This window comes from Bacillus sp. SCT118 (assembly GCF_058566435.1).
Map to the genome: position 1 here is coordinate 3,898,685 of NZ_CP191225.1, position 17,175 is coordinate 3,915,859.

Consider the following 17,175-nt stretch of genomic DNA (forward strand, 5'->3'; position numbering starts at 1 on the left):
ATTAAGATCATTCTATATTTTAGAATTAAAGTTTAATTTCGATATCGACACCAGATGGTAAGTCTAATCGCATAAGAGCATCAACAGTTTGTGGTGTTGGGTTCACAATGTCGATTAAACGTTTATGTGTACGCATTTCAAATTGCTCACGAGAATCTTTGTATTTGTGCACCGCACGAAGGATTGTGTAAACTGATTTTTCAGTTGGCAACGGAATCGGACCAGATACGCTGGCACCAGAACGTTTTGCCGTTTCAACAATCTTCTCTGCAGATTGATCAAGGATTCTATGATCATATGCTTTCAAACGAATACGAATTTTTTGTTTTGCCATTATTTTCCCTCCTTTTCGCCTACATCACGTTAGACAGTTCTCCGTGAGAAAAACCTGAACACCTTGCCATGGCAAAGCGGCCGGGTGTGTCAGCAACCTCTCACTTCATCGCAGTCAAAGACCAACATACACCATTATACAGAAAATAGGCGCATGTTGCAAGACTTATTTAAAATATGCATGGTTTGCACACTTTTTTTATTATACAGGGGTTTTTCTTATTTATCAAGGATCTATCATAAATGGTGTCGTGCATGTCGACTTAATGTGTTCGCGAATAATGACGGCTCCTCAATATGCGGGGTGTGAGCTGAGTTCTCAAATTGAAACCAGCGCTTTTCCGGTGCCTCAAGTTCTTGATAATACTGTTTCGATATTTCAGCAGGAACAATTAAGTCATGTTTCCCTGAAATGAAAACACACGGTACTTTAATAGAAGGAACTGATGTAAAAGCATTAAACCGGTACAACTCATCAGTTAAATGTTTTTTACTGAAGCGCAATCCATTGAGGAAGCTGTGCATGTTCCGCACTCCATACTCATTGCCGGTAAGCATTTGAAATAATACAGCTAGAGATTGACGATGACGGCGAGTGAATCCTCCCCTGCTTAGCTCGACACAAAACCGATAGATAAGGTGCTGGATATCCTGCTTCCAAGGCGGAGCACCAATGAAACGTGTGAGGAAAGATAATATGCTGGCTTTTTTTGATTCAGAAATTTCACGAATATGTTGATAAGCAGTTGATTCTTCATCGTGAGGGTTAACAACCTGGCTGATTCCATAATACGCGTAAAATAAATCAGGACACTCCTGCAGCACATGAAGCGCCAATATTGACCCCCAAGAATGACCGGCTAGGTAAAGTTTTGATTTTGAAAAATGAGCTAAAAGCCATTGAGTGACTTGAATTGTATCTTTAATGAAGTGATTTATTGTCATAGAGTGATGCGAAATTCGTTTAGAATAAGAAAGCCCCGATCCTCTCTGATCCCAATGAACTACTGTAAAATACTGTTCCAGCTCTTTTTGATAATGTCTAACATATCCGATTTGCGGCGTTCCCGGCCCGCCATGTAAAAAAAGCAGCAATGGATTTTTCTCGTCAACTCCATTAATCATCAGCATTTGCTTTGTATTTCCAATGCTTAATTCTTTCATGATTGCGATTGATTTCTTTTCAGGAATCATAAATATTAACCCCTCGAATATGATAGATCCTATTATACAAGAAAAAGATAAGCAAACAAAAAACGAGACCCGCAGGGGTCTCGTTTAAAATCATACTATTACTCAGTGATTGTAGAAACAACGCCTGAACCAACAGTACGTCCGCCTTCACGAATAGAGAAACGAGTTCCTTCTTCGATAGCGATTGTAGAAATAAGTTCAACGTTCATTTCAGTGTTATCTCCAGGCATAACCATTTCTACGCCTTCTGGAAGATGGATGATACCAGTTACGTCAGTTGTACGGAAGTAGAACTGAGGACGGTAGTTAGAGAAGAATGGAGTATGACGTCCACCCTCTTCTTTAGAAAGAACGTAAACTTCAGCTTTGAATTTGCTGTGTGGAGTGATTGTACCTGGTTTAGCAAGTACTTGACCACGTTGGATTTCTTCACGAGATACACCGCGAAGAAGGGCACCAATGTTGTCACCAGCTTCAGCGTAATCAAGAAGCTTACGGAACATTTCAACACCTGTAACAGTTGTTTTCTTGTTCTCTTCTTGAAGACCGATGATTTCAACTTCGTCACCGACTTTAACTTGTCCGCGTTCTACACGGCCAGTAGCAACTGTACCACGACCAGTGATTGAGAATACGTCCTCAACTGGCATCATGAATGGTTTTTCAGTGTCGCGTTCTGGAGTTGGGATGTACTCATCAACCGCATCCATAAGTTCGAAGATTTTAGCTTCCCACTCAGCGTCTCCTTCAAGAGCTTTAAGAGCAGAACCTTTAACAACTGGTACATCATCGCCAGGGAAGTCGTATTCGCTAAGAAGATCGCGAACTTCCATTTCAACTAGTTCAAGAAGTTCTTCGTCGTCTACCATGTCGCATTTGTTTAAGAATACAACGATGTATGGTACACCAACGTTTTTAGAAAGAAGGATGTGCTCACGAGTTTGTGGCATTGGGCCATCAGCAGCAGATACTACAAGGATAGCTCCGTCCATTTGCGCAGCACCAGTGATCATGTTTTTAACATAGTCAGCGTGTCCTGGGCAGTCAACGTGTGCATAGTGACGAGTTTCAGTTTCGTACTCAACGTGTGCAGTAGAGATTGTGATACCGCGCTCGCGTTCTTCTGGAGCACCATCAATTTGATCGTACGCCATAGCTGTACCTTTACCAGATTTCTTATGAAGTACTGTTGTGATAGCAGCAGTTAAAGTTGTTTTACCATGGTCAACGTGTCCAATTGTACCAATATTGGCATGTGATTTGGAACGGTCGAATTTTTCTTTAGCCATTCTAAAATCCTCCTTAAGAGCTTTTAATTAGTAATGTATAGAGTGATAGGAAGTGAAAGAAAGCTTTCACTTCCTCATCTTACAATAGTAGTTATACTTGAGTTAAGCGGCAAAATCAATTATTCGCCTTTATTTTTTTTGATAATTTCTTCTGCGACGCTCTTCGGCACTTCTTCGTAGTGATCCATGTGCATAGTGAACGTACCGCGACCTTGCGTATTAGAACGAAGTGCAGTAGCGTAACCGAACATTTCAGCAAGAGGAACCATAGCGCGAACAACTTGAGCGTTACCACGTGCTTCCATACCTTCTACGCGTCCGCGACGTGAAGTGATATCACCCATGATATCTCCCATGTATTCTTCTGGAATAACCACTTCTACTTTCATGATTGGTTCAAGAAGAACTGGGTTACATTTGCTGACTGCATTTTTCAATGCCATAGAAGCAGCAACTTTAAATGCCATTTCGTTTGAGTCAACATCATGGTAAGAACCGTCGAAAAGTTTAGCTTTAATGTCGATAAGCGGGAAGCCTGCTAGCACACCATTTTCAAGTGCATCTTCCAGACCTGCTTGAACAGCTGGGATATATTCACGAGGAACGACCCCACCGACAATCGCATTTTCAAATTCAAAGCCAGCGCCTTCTTCGTTTGGTTCGAATTCGATCCAAACGTGTCCGAACTGACCGCGTCCACCAGACTGACGTACGAATTTACCTTCAACTTTTGCACCGGTACGGAATGTTTCACGGTACGCAACTTGAGGAGCACCAACATTGGCTTCTACTTTAAATTCGCGTTTCATACGGTCAACAATGATATCAAGGTGAAGTTCACCCATACCAGAGATGATCGTTTGCCCAGTTTCTGGGTTTGTTTGAGTACGGAATGTAGGATCTTCTTCAGCAAGTTTCGCTAAAGCGATACCCATTTTATCTTGGTCAGCTTTTGATTTAGGCTCAATAGCAACGTCGATAACTGGTTCTGGGAATTCCATTGACTCAAGGATAACAAGATCCTTTTCATCACATAGAGTATCTCCAGTAGTTGTATCTTTTAGACCTACAGCAGCTGCGATATCCCCTGCGTATACAGTAGAGATTTCTTCACGGCTGTTAGCGTGCATTTGAAGAATACGTCCAACACGCTCACGTTTGCCTTTAGTAGAGTTTTTCACGTATGAACCAGAATCAAGTGTTCCAGAGTACACACGGAAGAACGTCAACTTACCAACGTAAGGGTCAGTCATAACCTTAAATGCTAATGCAGAGAATGGCTCTTCGTCAGAAGAATGACGCTCAATCTCTTCATTTGTATCAGGACGTGTACCTTTGATTGCAGCAACATCAGTTGGTGCAGGAAGGTAGTCAAGAACAGCATCAAGTACTAGTTGAACACCTTTGTTTTTGAAGGCAGAACCAACAAGAACAGGGTAGAATTCAACATTTAATGTACCTTTACGAATTCCTGCTTTTAACTCGTCAATTGTGATTTCTTCACCCTCAAGGTACTTATCCATAAGCTCTTCATCAAGCTCACATACAGCTTCAATAAGGCTGTTGCGAAGCTCTTCAGCTTGCTCTTTGTACTCTTCAGGGATTTCTTTTGCATCAGAACGAGTTCCGAGGTCATCTTCGTAGAAATACGCAACGTTTTCTACAAGGTCAATGATACCTTCGAAGTTATCTTCAGCACCGATCGGCAATTGAATTGCATGAGCGTTTGCTTGAAGACGGTCTCTTAAAGTTCCTACAGAGTAAAGGAAGTCTGCACCGATTTTGTCCATTTTGTTAACAAAAACGATACGCGGTACTCCATAAGTTGTTGCCTGACGCCAAACAGTTTCTGTTTGAGGCTCAACGCCTGATTGCGCGTCAAGTACAGCAACAGCACCATCAAGTACACGAAGAGAACGTTCAACTTCAACTGTGAAGTCTACGTGTCCTGGAGTATCGATGATGTTTACGCGGTATCCTTTCCACTGAGCAGTTGTCGCAGCGGAAGTGATTGTGATACCACGTTCTTGTTCCTGCTCCATCCAGTCCATTTGTGAAGCTCCTTCATGAGTTTCACCAATTTTGTGGATACGACCAGTATAGAACAAGATACGTTCTGTAGTAGTCGTTTTACCGGCATCGATGTGAGCCATGATACCGATATTACGAGTTTTTTCTAAGGAGAACTCTCTTGCCATTGGGTAATTTCTCCTTCCTTATTAGGAAATTGTGTTTTGTTAATCTATAAATCCTACCAGCGATAGTGAGCAAATGCTTTGTTTGCTTCAGCCATCTTATGAGTGTCTTCACGTTTCTTAACAGCAGCACCAGTGTTGTTAGCTGCGTCAAGGATTTCGTTAGCTAAACGCTCTTCCATCGTTTTTTCTCCGCGAAGACGAGCGTAGTTAACTAACCAGCGAAGTCCAAGAGTCGTACGACGTTCAGGACGAACTTCTACAGGAACTTGGTAGTTCGCACCACCTACACGGCGTGCTTTTACTTCAAGTACAGGCATGATGTTTTTCAATGCTTGTTCGAAAACCTCCATTGCATCATTGCCAGTACGTTCTTTAATGATATCGAATGACTTGTATAGGATTGTTTGAGACTTACCTTTTTTACCATCGATCATCATTTTGTTGATTAGACGAGATACAAGCTTAGAGTTGTAAATCGGATCAGGTAAAACATCTCTTTTTGCTACAGGACCTTTACGTGGCATCTGAATATCCTCCCTTCATCAATTATGCGTATTTTCGTATATTATTTTGCTTTAGGTTTTTTCGTACCGTATTTAGAACGGCCTTGTGCACGGTTTTCAACTCCAGCAGTATCAAGCGCACCACGAACGATGTGGTAACGTACCCCTGGTAAGTCTTTTACACGTCCGCCGCGAATAAGTACAACACTGTGCTCTTGCAGGTTGTGACCGATACCAGGAATGTAAGCAGTAACCTCGATTCCGTTAGTCAAACGAACACGAGCATATTTACGAAGTGCTGAGTTCGGTTTTTTCGGTGTCATTGTACCAACACGAGTACATACCCCGCGTTTTTGTGGAGAAGATACGTTAGTGTGCTCTTTTTTAAAGCTGTTGTATCCTTTGTTAAGTGCAGGAGACTTTGAGTTTTCTACTTTACTCACGCGTCCTTTGCGAATTAGCTGATTAATTGTAGGCATGAATTTTTCCTCCCTTCATTACGTTTTATAACCCACATACCCAGGTGGTTCATCAAAAGGCAAAAAACAATGTCTTTACACAAGATGGAATCTTACGCAAAAACAAAAGTACGTTATAAAATAATGGCAACAGCGGCTGCTCCTACCTCAATTCCGCAGGCTTTGCCGAGCTTTTTCATGGATTCAACCATTGAGACAGAGATGCCTTGATCTTCAGCAAGTGAAACAACACTTGACGTGAGTATCGGATCTGCGTCTTTTGCAACGACTACTTCCTTTACTGAACCTCGCTTTAGAGCTTTCACTGTTTGCTTCGTACCAATAATAATTGATTTGGCCTGTGATACTTTATCATAAGACATAAACATATCCTCCAAAGTAACAGGTTTATTTCGAGCACCTTGGTTATATTATCATTCTAGGAGACGAATGTCAACAAGGTATGACATTTTTTAGTTTCTATCTTCTCATAGAGTGACTTTTTCATAAATATATCTGCTGAAAGACCGCAAAAACAGTCTTTCAGCAGAATGAAATCAGTTATTCAACCGGAACCATATCGTCAGTCGGCTGAACATTTGATACTGGTTTTACTTTACGGTATTTCATCATTCCTGTACCAGCTGGAACAAGCTTACCGATGATAACATTCTCTTTCAAGCCGAGAAGCTCGTCACGCTTACCTTTGATCGCTGCATCTGTAAGGACACGTGTTGTTTCCTGGAAGGAAGCAGCAGATAAGAATGAATCAGTTTCAAGAGATGCTTTTGTAATACCGAGTAAGACAGGACGGCCTGTAGCAGGTCGATTGCCTTCAAGCAATACCTTTTTGTTCGCTTCAGTAAATTGGTGAATATCAAGCAATGTACCTGGAAGCACATCAGTGTCACCAGCATCAATTACGCGTACTTTGCGAAGCATCTGGCGAACCATTACTTCTACGTGTTTATCACCGATTTCAACACCCTGCATACGGTAAACCTTTTGAACCTCATGGAGAAGATACTCTTGAACAGTCGTCAGGTCAGTCACTTTAAGAAGTTCTTTCGGATCGATTGAACCTTCTGTCAGTACTTGGCCTCGAGTAATTTTATCTCCTTCCGCTACTTTCAGGCGGGAGTTGTAAGGTGCCGTATAAGAACGTGTTTCCACTGCGCCTTGAACCACAATTTCCTGTTGCTTATCACGAACTTCATTGATCTCAACGACTGTACCGTCGATTTCTGTAATTGTTGCCTGACCTTTCGGATTACGCGCTTCGAAAAGCTCTTGGATACGCGGAAGACCCTGTGTGATATCGTCTCCGGCAACCCCGCCTGTATGGAATGTACGCATTGTTAACTGTGTACCAGGCTCACCGATTGATTGGGCAGCAATGATTCCGACAGCTTCACCGACTTCAACATCGGAGCCAGTTGCAAGATTTCGGCCATAGCATCGTTTACATACACCATGAGGCGTATTACATGTGAAGGCAGAACGGATCCACACTTCTTCAATGCCGGCTTCGACAATCTCCAGTGCTTTATCTTCATCAATCAGTTCGTTTTCATTCACAAGCACTTCACCTGTTTCAGGGTGCTTCACTTGTTTTCTTGCAAAACGTCCGATTAAGCGTTCTTCTAAGCGCTCAATTGTTTCAGTTCCTTCTTTAAGAGGCTTAGCAAGAATGCCTCGGTCAGTTCCGCAATCAGTTTCACGGATGATAACATCCTGCGCAACGTCAACGAGACGGCGTGTAAGGTAACCTGAGTCAGCAGTTTTAAGAGCGGTATCGGCAAGACCTTTACGCGCACCGTGTGTGGAGATAAAGTACTCCAATACTGTCAGACCTTCACGGAAACTTGATTTGATCGGCAACTCAATGATACGTCCAGCCGGGTTGGCCATCAGGCCGCGCATTCCGGCAAGCTGCGTAAAGTTAGATGCGTTACCACGGGCACCAGAGTCACTCATCATGTAGATCGGGTTGAGTTCATCAAGTGATTTCATCAGTTTGCCTTGAATAACGTCTTTTGCAGCACTCCAGATAGAGATGACTCTCTCATAGCGTTCTTCTTCAGTGATAAGACCGCGGCGGAACTGCTTCATAACGTTGTCAACTTTGCTTTGCGCTTCTTCAAGAATTTCTTGTTTATCATCGAGTACGACGATGTCAGAAACCCCAACTGTAATACCAGCTTTAGTTGAATATTTGAAACCTAGGTTTTTCATGCGGTCAAGCATTTTAGACGTTTCCGTAATATGGAATCGTTTAAAGATTTCCGCGATGATTTTACCCAGAATGCCTTTTTTAAACGGCGCATTGATTGGCTGCTGTGCGATAACAGCTTTAACGTCAGCACCTTTTTCTAAGAAGAAACGGTCAGGTGTTTTTTCTTCAATGTTGCTCTTCGTTGGTTCATTCATGTAAGGGAATGATTCCGGAAGAATTTCATTGAAGACAAGCTTACCGACAGTTGTAATTAACAATTTTGAGCGCTGTTCTTCGGTAAATGTCACATTCTTAAGTGAGTTAGCTGCAACAGCTACTCTCGTATGAAGGTGAACATATCCGTTTTGATAAGCAAGAAGCGCTTCGTCTGTATTCTTGAAGACCATACCTTCACCGACAGCACCGGCACGCTCAAGTGTCAGGTAATAGTTACCTAGTACCATATCCTGAGACGGTGTTACAACCGGTTTACCATCTTTAGGGTTCAAGATGTTTTGAGCAGCAAGCATCAAGATGCGTGCTTCAGCTTGTGCTTCAGCAGATAATGGTACGTGAACCGCCATTTGGTCACCGTCAAAGTCAGCGTTGTAAGCTGTACATACGAGCGGGTGAAGACGAATTGCGCGTCCTTCAACAAGCGTTGGTTCAAACGCCTGGATACCTAATCTGTGAAGTGTAGGGGCACGGTTCAGCAGTACCGGGTGCTCCTTAATAACTGATTCTAGTACATCCCAAACTTCAGGCTGTACGCGCTCAATTTTGCGTTTCGCACTCTTAATGTTGTGAGCAAGACCTTTTTCAACAAGTTCTTTCATAACGAAAGGTTTGAAAAGTTCAAGCGCCATTTCCTTCGGTAATCCGCATTGGTACATTTTCAAATGAGGACCAACAACGATTACAGAACGTCCGGAGTAATCAACACGTTTACCAAGAAGGTTTTGACGGAAACGGCCTTGCTTCCCTTTCAGCATGTGAGAAAGAGATTTTAACGGTCTGTTACCAGGACCTGTTACAGGGCGTCCGCGGCGGCCGTTGTCAATTAGGGCATCGACAGCCTCTTGAAGCATACGCTTTTCGTTTTGAACGATGATGCTAGGCGCACCAAGGTCCAAAAGGCGTTTCAAACGATTGTTACGGTTGATGACACGACGATAAAGGTCATTCAAATCAGAAGTCGCAAAACGTCCGCCATCTAGCTGAACCATCGGTCTAAGCTCCGGAGGAATAACAGGAAGCACATCAAGGATCATCCAAGAAGGCTTGTTTCCTGAGTTACGGAAGGCTTCTAAAACTTCAAGACGTTTGATCGCACGAGTACGGCGTTGTCCTTGTGAAGTTTTCAGCTCTTCTTTTAACATATCAACTTCTTTTACAAGATCGATATCTTGAAGAAGTTTATGAATTGCTTCAGCACCCATAGATGCTTGGAATTTATTACCGTATTTATCAAGATAAGCACGATATTCTTTCTCAGACAGAAGCTGTTTCTTTTCAAGCGGTGTATTCGCCGGATCAGTTACAACGTAAGAAGCAAAGTAAATGACTTCTTCTAAAGCACGAGGTGACATATCCAGCACAAGACCCATACGGCTTGGAATACCTTTGAAATACCAAATGTGGGAAACTGGGGCAGCCAGTTCAATGTGCCCCATTCTCTCACGACGGACTTTAGCCCGTGTTACTTCGACTCCGCAGCGGTCACAAACTACGCCTTTATAACGAACTCGCTTGTACTTCCCGCAATGACATTCCCAGTCCTTAGTCGGTCCGAAAATGCGTTCGCAGAATAGACCGTCCTTTTCAGGTTTTAACGTACGATAGTTTATCGTTTCAGGCTTTTTCACTTCACCAAAAGACCATGAACGGATTTTATCTGGTGAAGCAAGACCGATGTTCATATACTCAAAATTGTTCACATCTAGCAAGGGGCCTACCTCCCTTTTTATCTTCGGATTAACCGATGTCACTTGCCTTTATAACTAGAGATTATTCTTTTGTTACTACATCGCGTTCAACGTCTGCAGATGCTGTTTCTTCCGGCTCTTCATCACCTGATAATGCCAGGCCGTCAGCTTGTTTCGCATCTTCTTCGTCTTCTAAATCTCTCATTTCTATTTCTTCTTCATCACCAGAAAGGATTTTGACATCCATACCTAAGCTTTGAAGTTCTTTGATTAATACTTTGAATGATTCCGGAACACCTGGTTCAGGAACATTGTCGCCTTTAACGATGGCTTCGTATGTTTTCACACGTCCAACCACGTCATCAGACTTAACAGTCAGAATTTCTTGAAGAGTGTAAGCCGCACCGTAAGCTTCAAGTGCCCAAACCTCCATCTCACCAAAACGCTGTCCGCCAAATTGCGCTTTACCGCCAAGAGGCTGCTGCGTAACAAGTGAGTAAGGGCCTGTAGAGCGTGCATGAAGTTTATCGTCAACCATGTGAGCTAGTTTGATCATGTACATGATACCGACAGATACACGGTTATCAAACGGCTCTCCAGTACGTCCGTCGTAAAGCACTGTTTTGGCGTCACGAGACATGCCGGCTTCTTCAAGTGTTTCCCAGACATCCTCTTCTCGCGCTCCGTCAAATACAGGAGATGCAATGTGAATGCCAAGGTAACGAGCGGCCATACCCATGTGAAGTTCCAATACCTGCCCGATGTTCATACGTGATGGTACGCCCAGCGGGTTAAGCATGATATCAATTGGTGTGCCGTCAGGAAGGTAAGGCATATCTTCTTCAGGAAGAATCTTAGAGATAACACCTTTGTTACCGTGACGACCGGCCATTTTATCCCCTTCAGAAATCTTACGTTTCTGAACGATATATACGCGTACTAACTGGTTAACACCTGGAGGAAGTTCGTCTCCGTCTTCACGGTTGAAGACTTTAACGTCATGGATAATTCCGCCGCCGCCATGAGGCACACGAAGAGAAGTATCACGAACCTCGCGGGCTTTCTCGCCAAAGATGGCGTGAAGAAGGCGTTCTTCTGCAGTCAGTTCAGTTACGCCTTTAGGCGTTACTTTACCAACAAGAAGATCTCCGTCTTTTACTTCTGCCCCAATACGGATGATTCCGCGGTCATCAAGATTGCGAAGCGCATCTTCACCGACGTTTGGAATATCGCGAGTGATTTCTTCAGGTCCAAGTTTCGTATCACGTGCTTCTGATTCGTATTCTTCAATGTGGATAGATGTATAAACATCATCCTTCACTAGGCGTTCACTCATGATGATGGCATCCTCATAGTTGTAGCCATCCCATGTCATGAAGCCGACCATTACGTTACGGCCAAGTGCAAGTTCACCAAGCTCCATAGAAGGACCGTCAGCAAGGATTTCTCCTTTTACCACTTCATCGCCGACACTTACGATCGGACGCTGGTTGTAGCACGTACCTTGGTTAGAGCGGACAAATTTCAGCAGGCTGTATTTATCCAGGTTTCCTTTTACTTTTTGACCGTCTACTTCTTCATAACGGCGAACCCAAACGTTTTTCGCTTCTACGCGTTCAACGATACCAGGGTGTTTACAAATAACAGCGGCACCAGAGTCTTTTCCTGATACGTATTCCATACCAGTTCCAACAAATGGCGCTTCCGGCTGCATCAAAGGCACAGCCTGACGCTGCATGTTCGCTCCCATGAGGGCACGGTTGGAGTCATCGTTTTCTAAGAATGGGATACATGCTGTCGCAGCAGATACAACCTGCTTAGGCGATACATCCATGTAGTCTACACGATTTCTGGAAACAACAGTGTTCTCCCCGCGGAAACGAGCTACGATGCTGTCATCAATAAAGGCGCCTTCGTCATCAAGACGAGCATTCGCTTGAGCGACAACATAGTTATCCTCTTCATCAGCAGTTAAGTAATCGATTCTGCCCGTTACCTTCCCTGTTTCAGGGTCAACGCGGCGATATGGCGTTTCAATAAAGCCAAAACGGTTTACTTTTGCATAAGATGATAGTGAGTTGATCAAACCGATGTTCGGGCCCTCAGGCGTTTCAATCGGACACATACGGCCATAGTGGGAGTAGTGAACGTCACGCACTTCCATTCCGGCACGCTCACGTGTCAATCCGCCCGGTCCTAATGCTGACAGACGACGCTTGTGCGTTAATTCAGCAAGCGGGTTCGTCTGATCCATGAATTGAGAAAGCTGTGAGCTTCCAAAGAACTCTTTAATGGACGCAATAACAGGACGAATATTGATCAGTTGCTGAGGCGTAATTGTATTCGTATCTTGAATTGACATTCTCTCACGAACCACACGCTCCATACGGCTTAAACCGATACGGAATTGGTTCTGGAGAAGCTCGCCTACAGAACGTAAACGGCGGTTTCCAAGATGATCGATATCATCTGTGTCGCCTACTCCGTGCAGCAGGTTGAAGAAGTAGCTGATTGAAGAAATAATATCAGCAGGCGTGATGTTTTTAATCTCTTCTTCGATGTAAGCATTGCCGATTACATTAATAACCTGTTCTCCTTCTTGATCAGTCGGAGCAAAGATTTTAATTGATTGAAGAGTCACTTCATCTTCAACAACGCCGCCATTCGGATACAGCTTTCTGAAACCGATTCCGTTTTCTAAGTATGGCAGTACTTTATCAAGTGTTCTTCTATCAAGAATCTGGCCTTTTTCAGCAAGGATTTCTCCTGTTTCAGGATCAACAAGCGTTTCAGCAAGTCTCTGATTGAAGAGGCGATTCTTAATATGAAGTTTTTTATTAATTTTATAGCGTCCTACATTGGCAAGATCGTATCGTTTCGGATCAAAGAAACGAGAATCAAGCAAGCTTTTCGCATTTTCTACTGTAGGCGGCTCTCCAGGACGGAGACGCTCGTAAATTTCCAGCAACGCTTTGTCGCTGTTTTCTGTGTTATCTTTATCAAGCGTATTTCGTAAGTATTCGTTTTCTCCTATGAGATCAAGAATCTCTTGATCGGAGCCGAAGCCGAGAGCACGCAAAAGAACCGTAACCGGCAACTTACGTGTGCGATCAATGCGGACATAAACAACATCTTTCGCATCAGTTTCGTATTCTAACCATGCGCCACGGTTTGGAATGACAGTTGCGGTAAAACCTTTTTTACCGTTTTTGTCTACTTTACCACTGAAATATACACTTGGAGACCGAACAAGCTGGGAAACGATAACACGTTCCGCACCGTTAATGATAAAAGTACCTGTATCTGTCATAATAGGGAAATCACCCATGAAGACATCTTGGTCTTTTACCTCTCCAGTTTCTTTGTTAATTAAACGAACCTTCACTCTTAGCGGAGCTGAGTAAGTCACATCACGTTCTTTTGATTCCTCTACAGGATATTTAGGCTCACCTAAACTATAATCAATGAACTCAAGAGAGAGGTTACCAGTGAAATCCTCAATTGGTGATATGTCTTGAAACATCTCTCTAAGACCCTCATCAAGAAACCACTGATAAGAAGAGGTTTGAATTTCAATGAGATTTGGTAATTCTAACACTTCGCTAATGCGAGCATAGCTTCTGCGCTGGCGGTGTCGTCCATACTGAACTAGTTGACCTGTCAACTGATTCACCCCTCAAATCATGCGTATTATATGTGTAATAAGCATTTCTTCCAAAGAAAGAAAATACTTTTACAAGACAAAAGAAAAAAGGGTTTCTAATTAAGAAAACCACATCCAAAAACAAATACCGATTTTATTAGCATTTCCATACTTGTATAATTTATACATAGATATTGACAATTCATCATATCAAGCAAAATATATACATTGGCATTTTACAATATTAACATAGTTAAAATACCGAGTCAAACTTTTTTTGCTTTTATGATATAATAGCCTTTCTTTTTTTGAACGACAGAAACTTCATCGAACAGTTCCTCGAGCTTTTCAATGGCAGAAGGCGCGCCTTGCTTTTTCTGTATGACGATCCACAATTCACCTGAAGCTTTTAAGTGTTCAGCGCTTTTCTCAAAGATAGCATGGACAACTTTTTTTCCGGCTCGGATTGGGGGATTTGTAAGAATAGAAGCAAATGTTTGAGCAGAATCAACGTTTGAAAACAAATCGCTTTGATAAATCTTAACGTTTGTTATTCCGTTCTGTTCCGCATTTTCATTTGATAGTTCTACGGCTCTCTCATTAACGTCAATCATGTGGATAGTCCGGTCTTTAAAGTCGCTGGCGAGCGATAAACCAATCGGGCCGTATCCGCAGCCTACATCCAAAATGCCGCCCTCAACCTCAGGCTCTTCAAAAGAATCAATCAGCAGGCGGGAACCGAAATCAACTTCTTTTTTAGAAAAAACCCCGCTGTCGCTGGTAAACGTGAAATCTTTATTCCGAAGCCTAAAAGACCAGGTTTGCTTGTTGCTTTTCACTGAAGGTTTTTCTGAATAATAGTGCTCACTCATTATTAGAACCTCCTTTTTTCATGGCTTAAAGAATGGCAAAGAAAAAGCTCGCCTCATAAAAGCGAGCTTCCCCTACAGGTAAGTGAAGATTACTTAACTTCTACAGAAGCGCCAACTTCTTCAAGTTTAGCTTTAAGCTCTTCAGCTTCTTCTTTAGCAATACCTTCTTTAAGTGGTTTTGGAGTGTTGTCAACAAGTTCTTTAGCTTCTTTCAAGCCAAGACCAGTGATTTCACGTACAACTTTGATAACTTTGATTTTTTGAGATCCTGCACCAGCAAGGATAAGATCGAATTCGCTTTGCTCTTCAGCAGCTCCGCCTGCAGCAGCTCCGCCAGCTACAGCTACAGGAGCAGCAGCAGTTACGCCAAATTCTTCTTCGATTGCTTTTACTAGGTCGTTCAATTCAAGTACAGTTGCTTCTTTAACGGAAGCAATGATTTCTTCGATATTTAAAGCCATTTGTAATTCCTCCATTTTGTTTTAATTTATGAAAAACTGATTAGATTAAGCGCCTTGTTCTTCCTTTTGTTCTGCCACAGCTTTTGCAGCAAGAGCAAGGTTGCGAACTGGAGCTTGAAGTACGCTAAGCAACATAGAAAGCAAGCCTTCGCGTGATGGAAGTTCAGCAAGAGCTTTCACTTCTTCAACAGTAGAAACTTTACCTTCGATAACGCCAGCTTTGATTTCAAGAGCTTCGTGATTTTTAGCGAAGTCATTAAGAACTTTAGCCGGAGCGACAACATCTTCAGTGCTGAATGCGATCGCGTTCGGTCCAGTTAAGAAATCATTCAAACCATTAAGTTCAGCTTGTTCAACCGCACGGCGAGTCATCGTATTTTTGTAAACTTTGAACTCAACGTTAGCTTCGCGAAGCTGTTTACGAAGTTCAGTTACTTCAGAAACGTTAAGTCCGCGATAGTCAACGATGATCGTTGATTTACTTTCTTTCAGTTTAGAAGCAATTTCTTCAACAACAACTTTTTTTGTTTCAATTGCGCTGCTCATGGTTACACCTCCTGTAGATTCTTGTGTAACACTTATACCGTTAGGTGATCACGACTGAGACGACGGATTCCATATAAAAAGCCTCCATGAGACATGGAGGCTGTATATACAAGCATACGTAACGTAATAGCTGTGATAATATACACCTCGGTAGGATAATTAAGCGGTTAGGCCCCTACTGTCTACGGTATAAATGATATTCTATTTTACAACATTTTGAATAATATCAGAATGTTGATGTCATGTCAATATTATTTTACGTTAAAAGTTGAAGAGTCTACTTTGACACCAGGTCCCATAGTAGAAGTTACAGCAACGTTTTTCACGTAAACGCCTTTAGCTGCAGCAGGTTTAGCTTTAAGGATTGTATCGTACATTGTTGTGAAGTTCTCAACAAGTTTTTCATCCTCGAAAGAAACTTTACCGATAGGAACATGAATGTTTCCAGCTTTATCAACGCGGTATTCAACTTTACCAGCTTTGATTTCGCCGATCGCTTTTTCAACTTCGAAAGTAACTGTACCAGTTTTAGGGTTTGGCATTAAACCTTTTGGTCCAAGTACACGACCGATTTTACCAACTTCACCCATCATGTCAGGTGTAGCTACGATAACATCGAAATCGAACCAGCCTTGTTGAATTTTGTTGATGTAGTCAGTATCGCCTACGAAATCTGCACCAGCAGCTTCAGCTTCTTTCGCTTTTTCGCCTTTTGCGAAAACGAGAACGCGCTGAGTTTTACCAGTTCCGTTTGGAAGCACAACTGCTCCACGGATTTGCTGGTCGTTTTTACGAGGGTCAACCCCTAAACGGAAAGCCACTTCAACTGTAGCGTCGAATTTAGCTGTGTTTGTTTTTTTAACGAGAGCTACTGCTTCAGAGACGTCGTAAGCTTTAGAACGGTCTACAAGCTTAGCAGCTTCAACGTACTTTTTACCTTTTTTAGCCATTTTAAAATTTCCTCCTTATGTGGTTATAGCGGAATAACCTCCCACGAATAAGGGTTGCGAACTTGTTAAAACTCGCAACCCGACAAGAAACAAATTAATCCTCGATTACAATACCCATACTGCGGGCAGTACCTTCAACCATGCGCATTGCCGCTTCAACGTCTGCTGCGTTTAAGTCAGGCATTTTCGTTTCAGCGATTTCGCGTACTTTATCGCGCTTAACGGTTGCCACTTTATTACGGTTTGGTTCACCAGAACCAGACTCAATTCCAGCTGCTTTTTTAAGCAATACTGCAGCAGGTGGAGTTTTTGTAATAAATGTAAATGAACGGTCTTCGTAAACCGAAATTTCAACAGGAATGATTAAACCAGCTTGGTCAGCTGTACGAGCGTTAAACTCCTTACAGAATCCCATGATGTTAACACCGGCTTGACCAAGTGCAGGTCCAACTGGTGGTGCTGGGTTAGCTTTTCCAGCAGGAATTTGCAATTTTACAACTTTAACTACTTTTTTAGCCACGAGACACACCTCCTTAAGTCCGTGATGTGGTAATAGGGTAAACCCTCCCACTCAAGGTTTCATTCTTT

General features: G+C 42.7%; 14 protein-coding genes and 1 other annotated feature. All 14 genes read right to left on the minus strand.

Features of this window, described 5'->3' with window-relative positions; genetic code table 11:
* Positions 1-25 precede the first annotated feature (25 nt).
* The gene (rpsJ, locus tag ACQVGT_RS20015) at positions 26-334 is read right to left on the minus strand and encodes a 30S ribosomal protein S10 (RefSeq protein ID WP_003156464.1); all 309 of its coding nucleotides are present in this window, start codon (positions 332-334) and stop codon (positions 26-28) included.
* Between the two features lie 236 nt (positions 335-570).
* Positions 571-1,527: an alpha/beta fold hydrolase gene (locus tag ACQVGT_RS20020; protein WP_015382589.1), complete on the minus strand. Its 957-nt coding sequence runs from the start codon at positions 1,525-1,527 to the stop codon at positions 571-573.
* 98 nt (positions 1,528-1,625) lie between these two features.
* Positions 1,626-2,816: an elongation factor Tu gene (tuf, locus tag ACQVGT_RS20025; protein WP_003235058.1), complete on the minus strand. Its 1,191-nt coding sequence runs from the start codon at positions 2,814-2,816 to the stop codon at positions 1,626-1,628.
* Between the two features lie 119 nt (positions 2,817-2,935).
* Positions 2,936-5,014 carry an elongation factor G gene (gene fusA, locus ACQVGT_RS20030; RefSeq protein WP_003235056.1) on the minus strand — a complete coding sequence of 693 codons (2,079 nt, stop codon included), beginning with the start codon at positions 5,012-5,014 and terminating at the stop codon, positions 2,936-2,938.
* A 53-nt stretch (positions 5,015-5,067) separates the two neighbouring features.
* Positions 5,068-5,538: a 30S ribosomal protein S7 gene (rpsG, locus tag ACQVGT_RS20035; RefSeq protein WP_003225784.1), complete on the minus strand. Its 471-nt coding sequence runs from the start codon at positions 5,536-5,538 to the stop codon at positions 5,068-5,070.
* Between the two features lie 41 nt (positions 5,539-5,579).
* Positions 5,580-5,996, minus strand: coding sequence for a 30S ribosomal protein S12 (rpsL, locus tag ACQVGT_RS20040; RefSeq protein ID WP_003225781.1), 417 nt, complete (start codon positions 5,994-5,996; stop codon positions 5,580-5,582).
* 113 nt (positions 5,997-6,109) lie between these two features.
* Positions 6,110-6,358, minus strand: a complete 249-nt coding sequence (locus ACQVGT_RS20045) for a 50S ribosomal protein L7ae-like protein (protein ID WP_003225778.1) — start codon at positions 6,356-6,358, stop codon at positions 6,110-6,112.
* Between the two features lie 178 nt (positions 6,359-6,536).
* A complete protein-coding gene (gene rpoC, locus ACQVGT_RS20050) occupies positions 6,537-10,136 on the minus strand; it encodes a DNA-directed RNA polymerase subunit beta' (protein WP_004399688.1) in 3,600 nt (1,199 codons plus the stop codon).
* Positions 10,137-10,197: 61 nt separating this feature from the next.
* The gene (gene rpoB / locus ACQVGT_RS20055) at positions 10,198-13,779 is read right to left on the minus strand and encodes a DNA-directed RNA polymerase subunit beta (RefSeq protein ID WP_009966326.1); all 3,582 of its coding nucleotides are present in this window, start codon (positions 13,777-13,779) and stop codon (positions 10,198-10,200) included.
* Between the two features lie 245 nt (positions 13,780-14,024).
* Positions 14,025-14,630, minus strand: a complete 606-nt coding sequence (locus tag ACQVGT_RS20060) for a class I SAM-dependent methyltransferase (RefSeq protein WP_003235045.1) — start codon at positions 14,628-14,630, stop codon at positions 14,025-14,027.
* 89 nt (positions 14,631-14,719) lie between these two features.
* A complete protein-coding gene (gene rplL / locus ACQVGT_RS20065) occupies positions 14,720-15,091 on the minus strand; it encodes a 50S ribosomal protein L7/L12 (RefSeq protein WP_003156436.1) in 372 nt (123 codons plus the stop codon).
* 45 nt (positions 15,092-15,136) lie between these two features.
* On the minus strand, positions 15,137-15,637 hold the full coding sequence (rplJ, locus tag ACQVGT_RS20070; protein WP_003235042.1) for a 50S ribosomal protein L10: 501 nt from the start codon (positions 15,635-15,637) through the stop codon (positions 15,137-15,139).
* Between the two features lie 65 nt (positions 15,638-15,702).
* Positions 15,703-15,843 (minus strand) — a sequence feature (ribosomal protein L10 leader region).
* Between the two features lie 45 nt (positions 15,844-15,888).
* Positions 15,889-16,587 (minus strand): 50S ribosomal protein L1, encoded by a 699-nt coding sequence (gene rplA / locus ACQVGT_RS20075; RefSeq protein WP_003235040.1) that lies wholly within the window; start codon positions 16,585-16,587, stop codon positions 15,889-15,891.
* Positions 16,588-16,681: 94 nt separating this feature from the next.
* A complete protein-coding gene (gene rplK, locus ACQVGT_RS20080; protein WP_003156430.1) occupies positions 16,682-17,107 on the minus strand; it encodes a 50S ribosomal protein L11 in 426 nt (141 codons plus the stop codon).
* Positions 17,108-17,175: the final 68 nt, after the last annotated feature.

Coding starts and splice junctions, on each gene's coding strand:
- rpsJ (WP_003156464.1), bottom strand. CDS start 334: ATGGCAAAACAAAAAATTCGTATTCGTTTGAAAGCATATGATCATAGA.
- ACQVGT_RS20020 (WP_015382589.1), bottom strand. CDS start 1,527: ATGATTCCTGAAAAGAAATCAATCGCAATCATGAAAGAATTAAGCATT.
- tuf (WP_003235058.1), bottom strand. CDS start 2,816: ATGGCTAAAGAAAAATTCGACCGTTCCAAATCACATGCCAATATTGGT.
- fusA (WP_003235056.1), bottom strand. CDS start 5,014: ATGGCAAGAGAGTTCTCCTTAGAAAAAACTCGTAATATCGGTATCATG.
- rpsG (WP_003225784.1), bottom strand. CDS start 5,538: ATGCCACGTAAAGGTCCTGTAGCAAAAAGAGATGTTTTACCTGATCCG.
- rpsL (WP_003225781.1), bottom strand. CDS start 5,996: ATGCCTACAATTAATCAGCTAATTCGCAAAGGACGCGTGAGTAAAGTA.
- ACQVGT_RS20045 (WP_003225778.1), bottom strand. CDS start 6,358: ATGTCTTATGATAAAGTATCACAGGCCAAATCAATTATTATTGGTACG.
- ACQVGT_RS20060 (WP_003235045.1), bottom strand. CDS start 14,630: ATGAGTGAGCACTATTATTCAGAAAAACCTTCAGTGAAAAGCAACAAG.
- rplL (WP_003156436.1), bottom strand. CDS start 15,091: ATGGCTTTAAATATCGAAGAAATCATTGCTTCCGTTAAAGAAGCAACT.
- rplJ (WP_003235042.1), bottom strand. CDS start 15,637: ATGAGCAGCGCAATTGAAACAAAAAAAGTTGTTGTTGAAGAAATTGCT.
- rplA (WP_003235040.1), bottom strand. CDS start 16,587: ATGGCTAAAAAAGGTAAAAAGTACGTTGAAGCTGCTAAGCTTGTAGAC.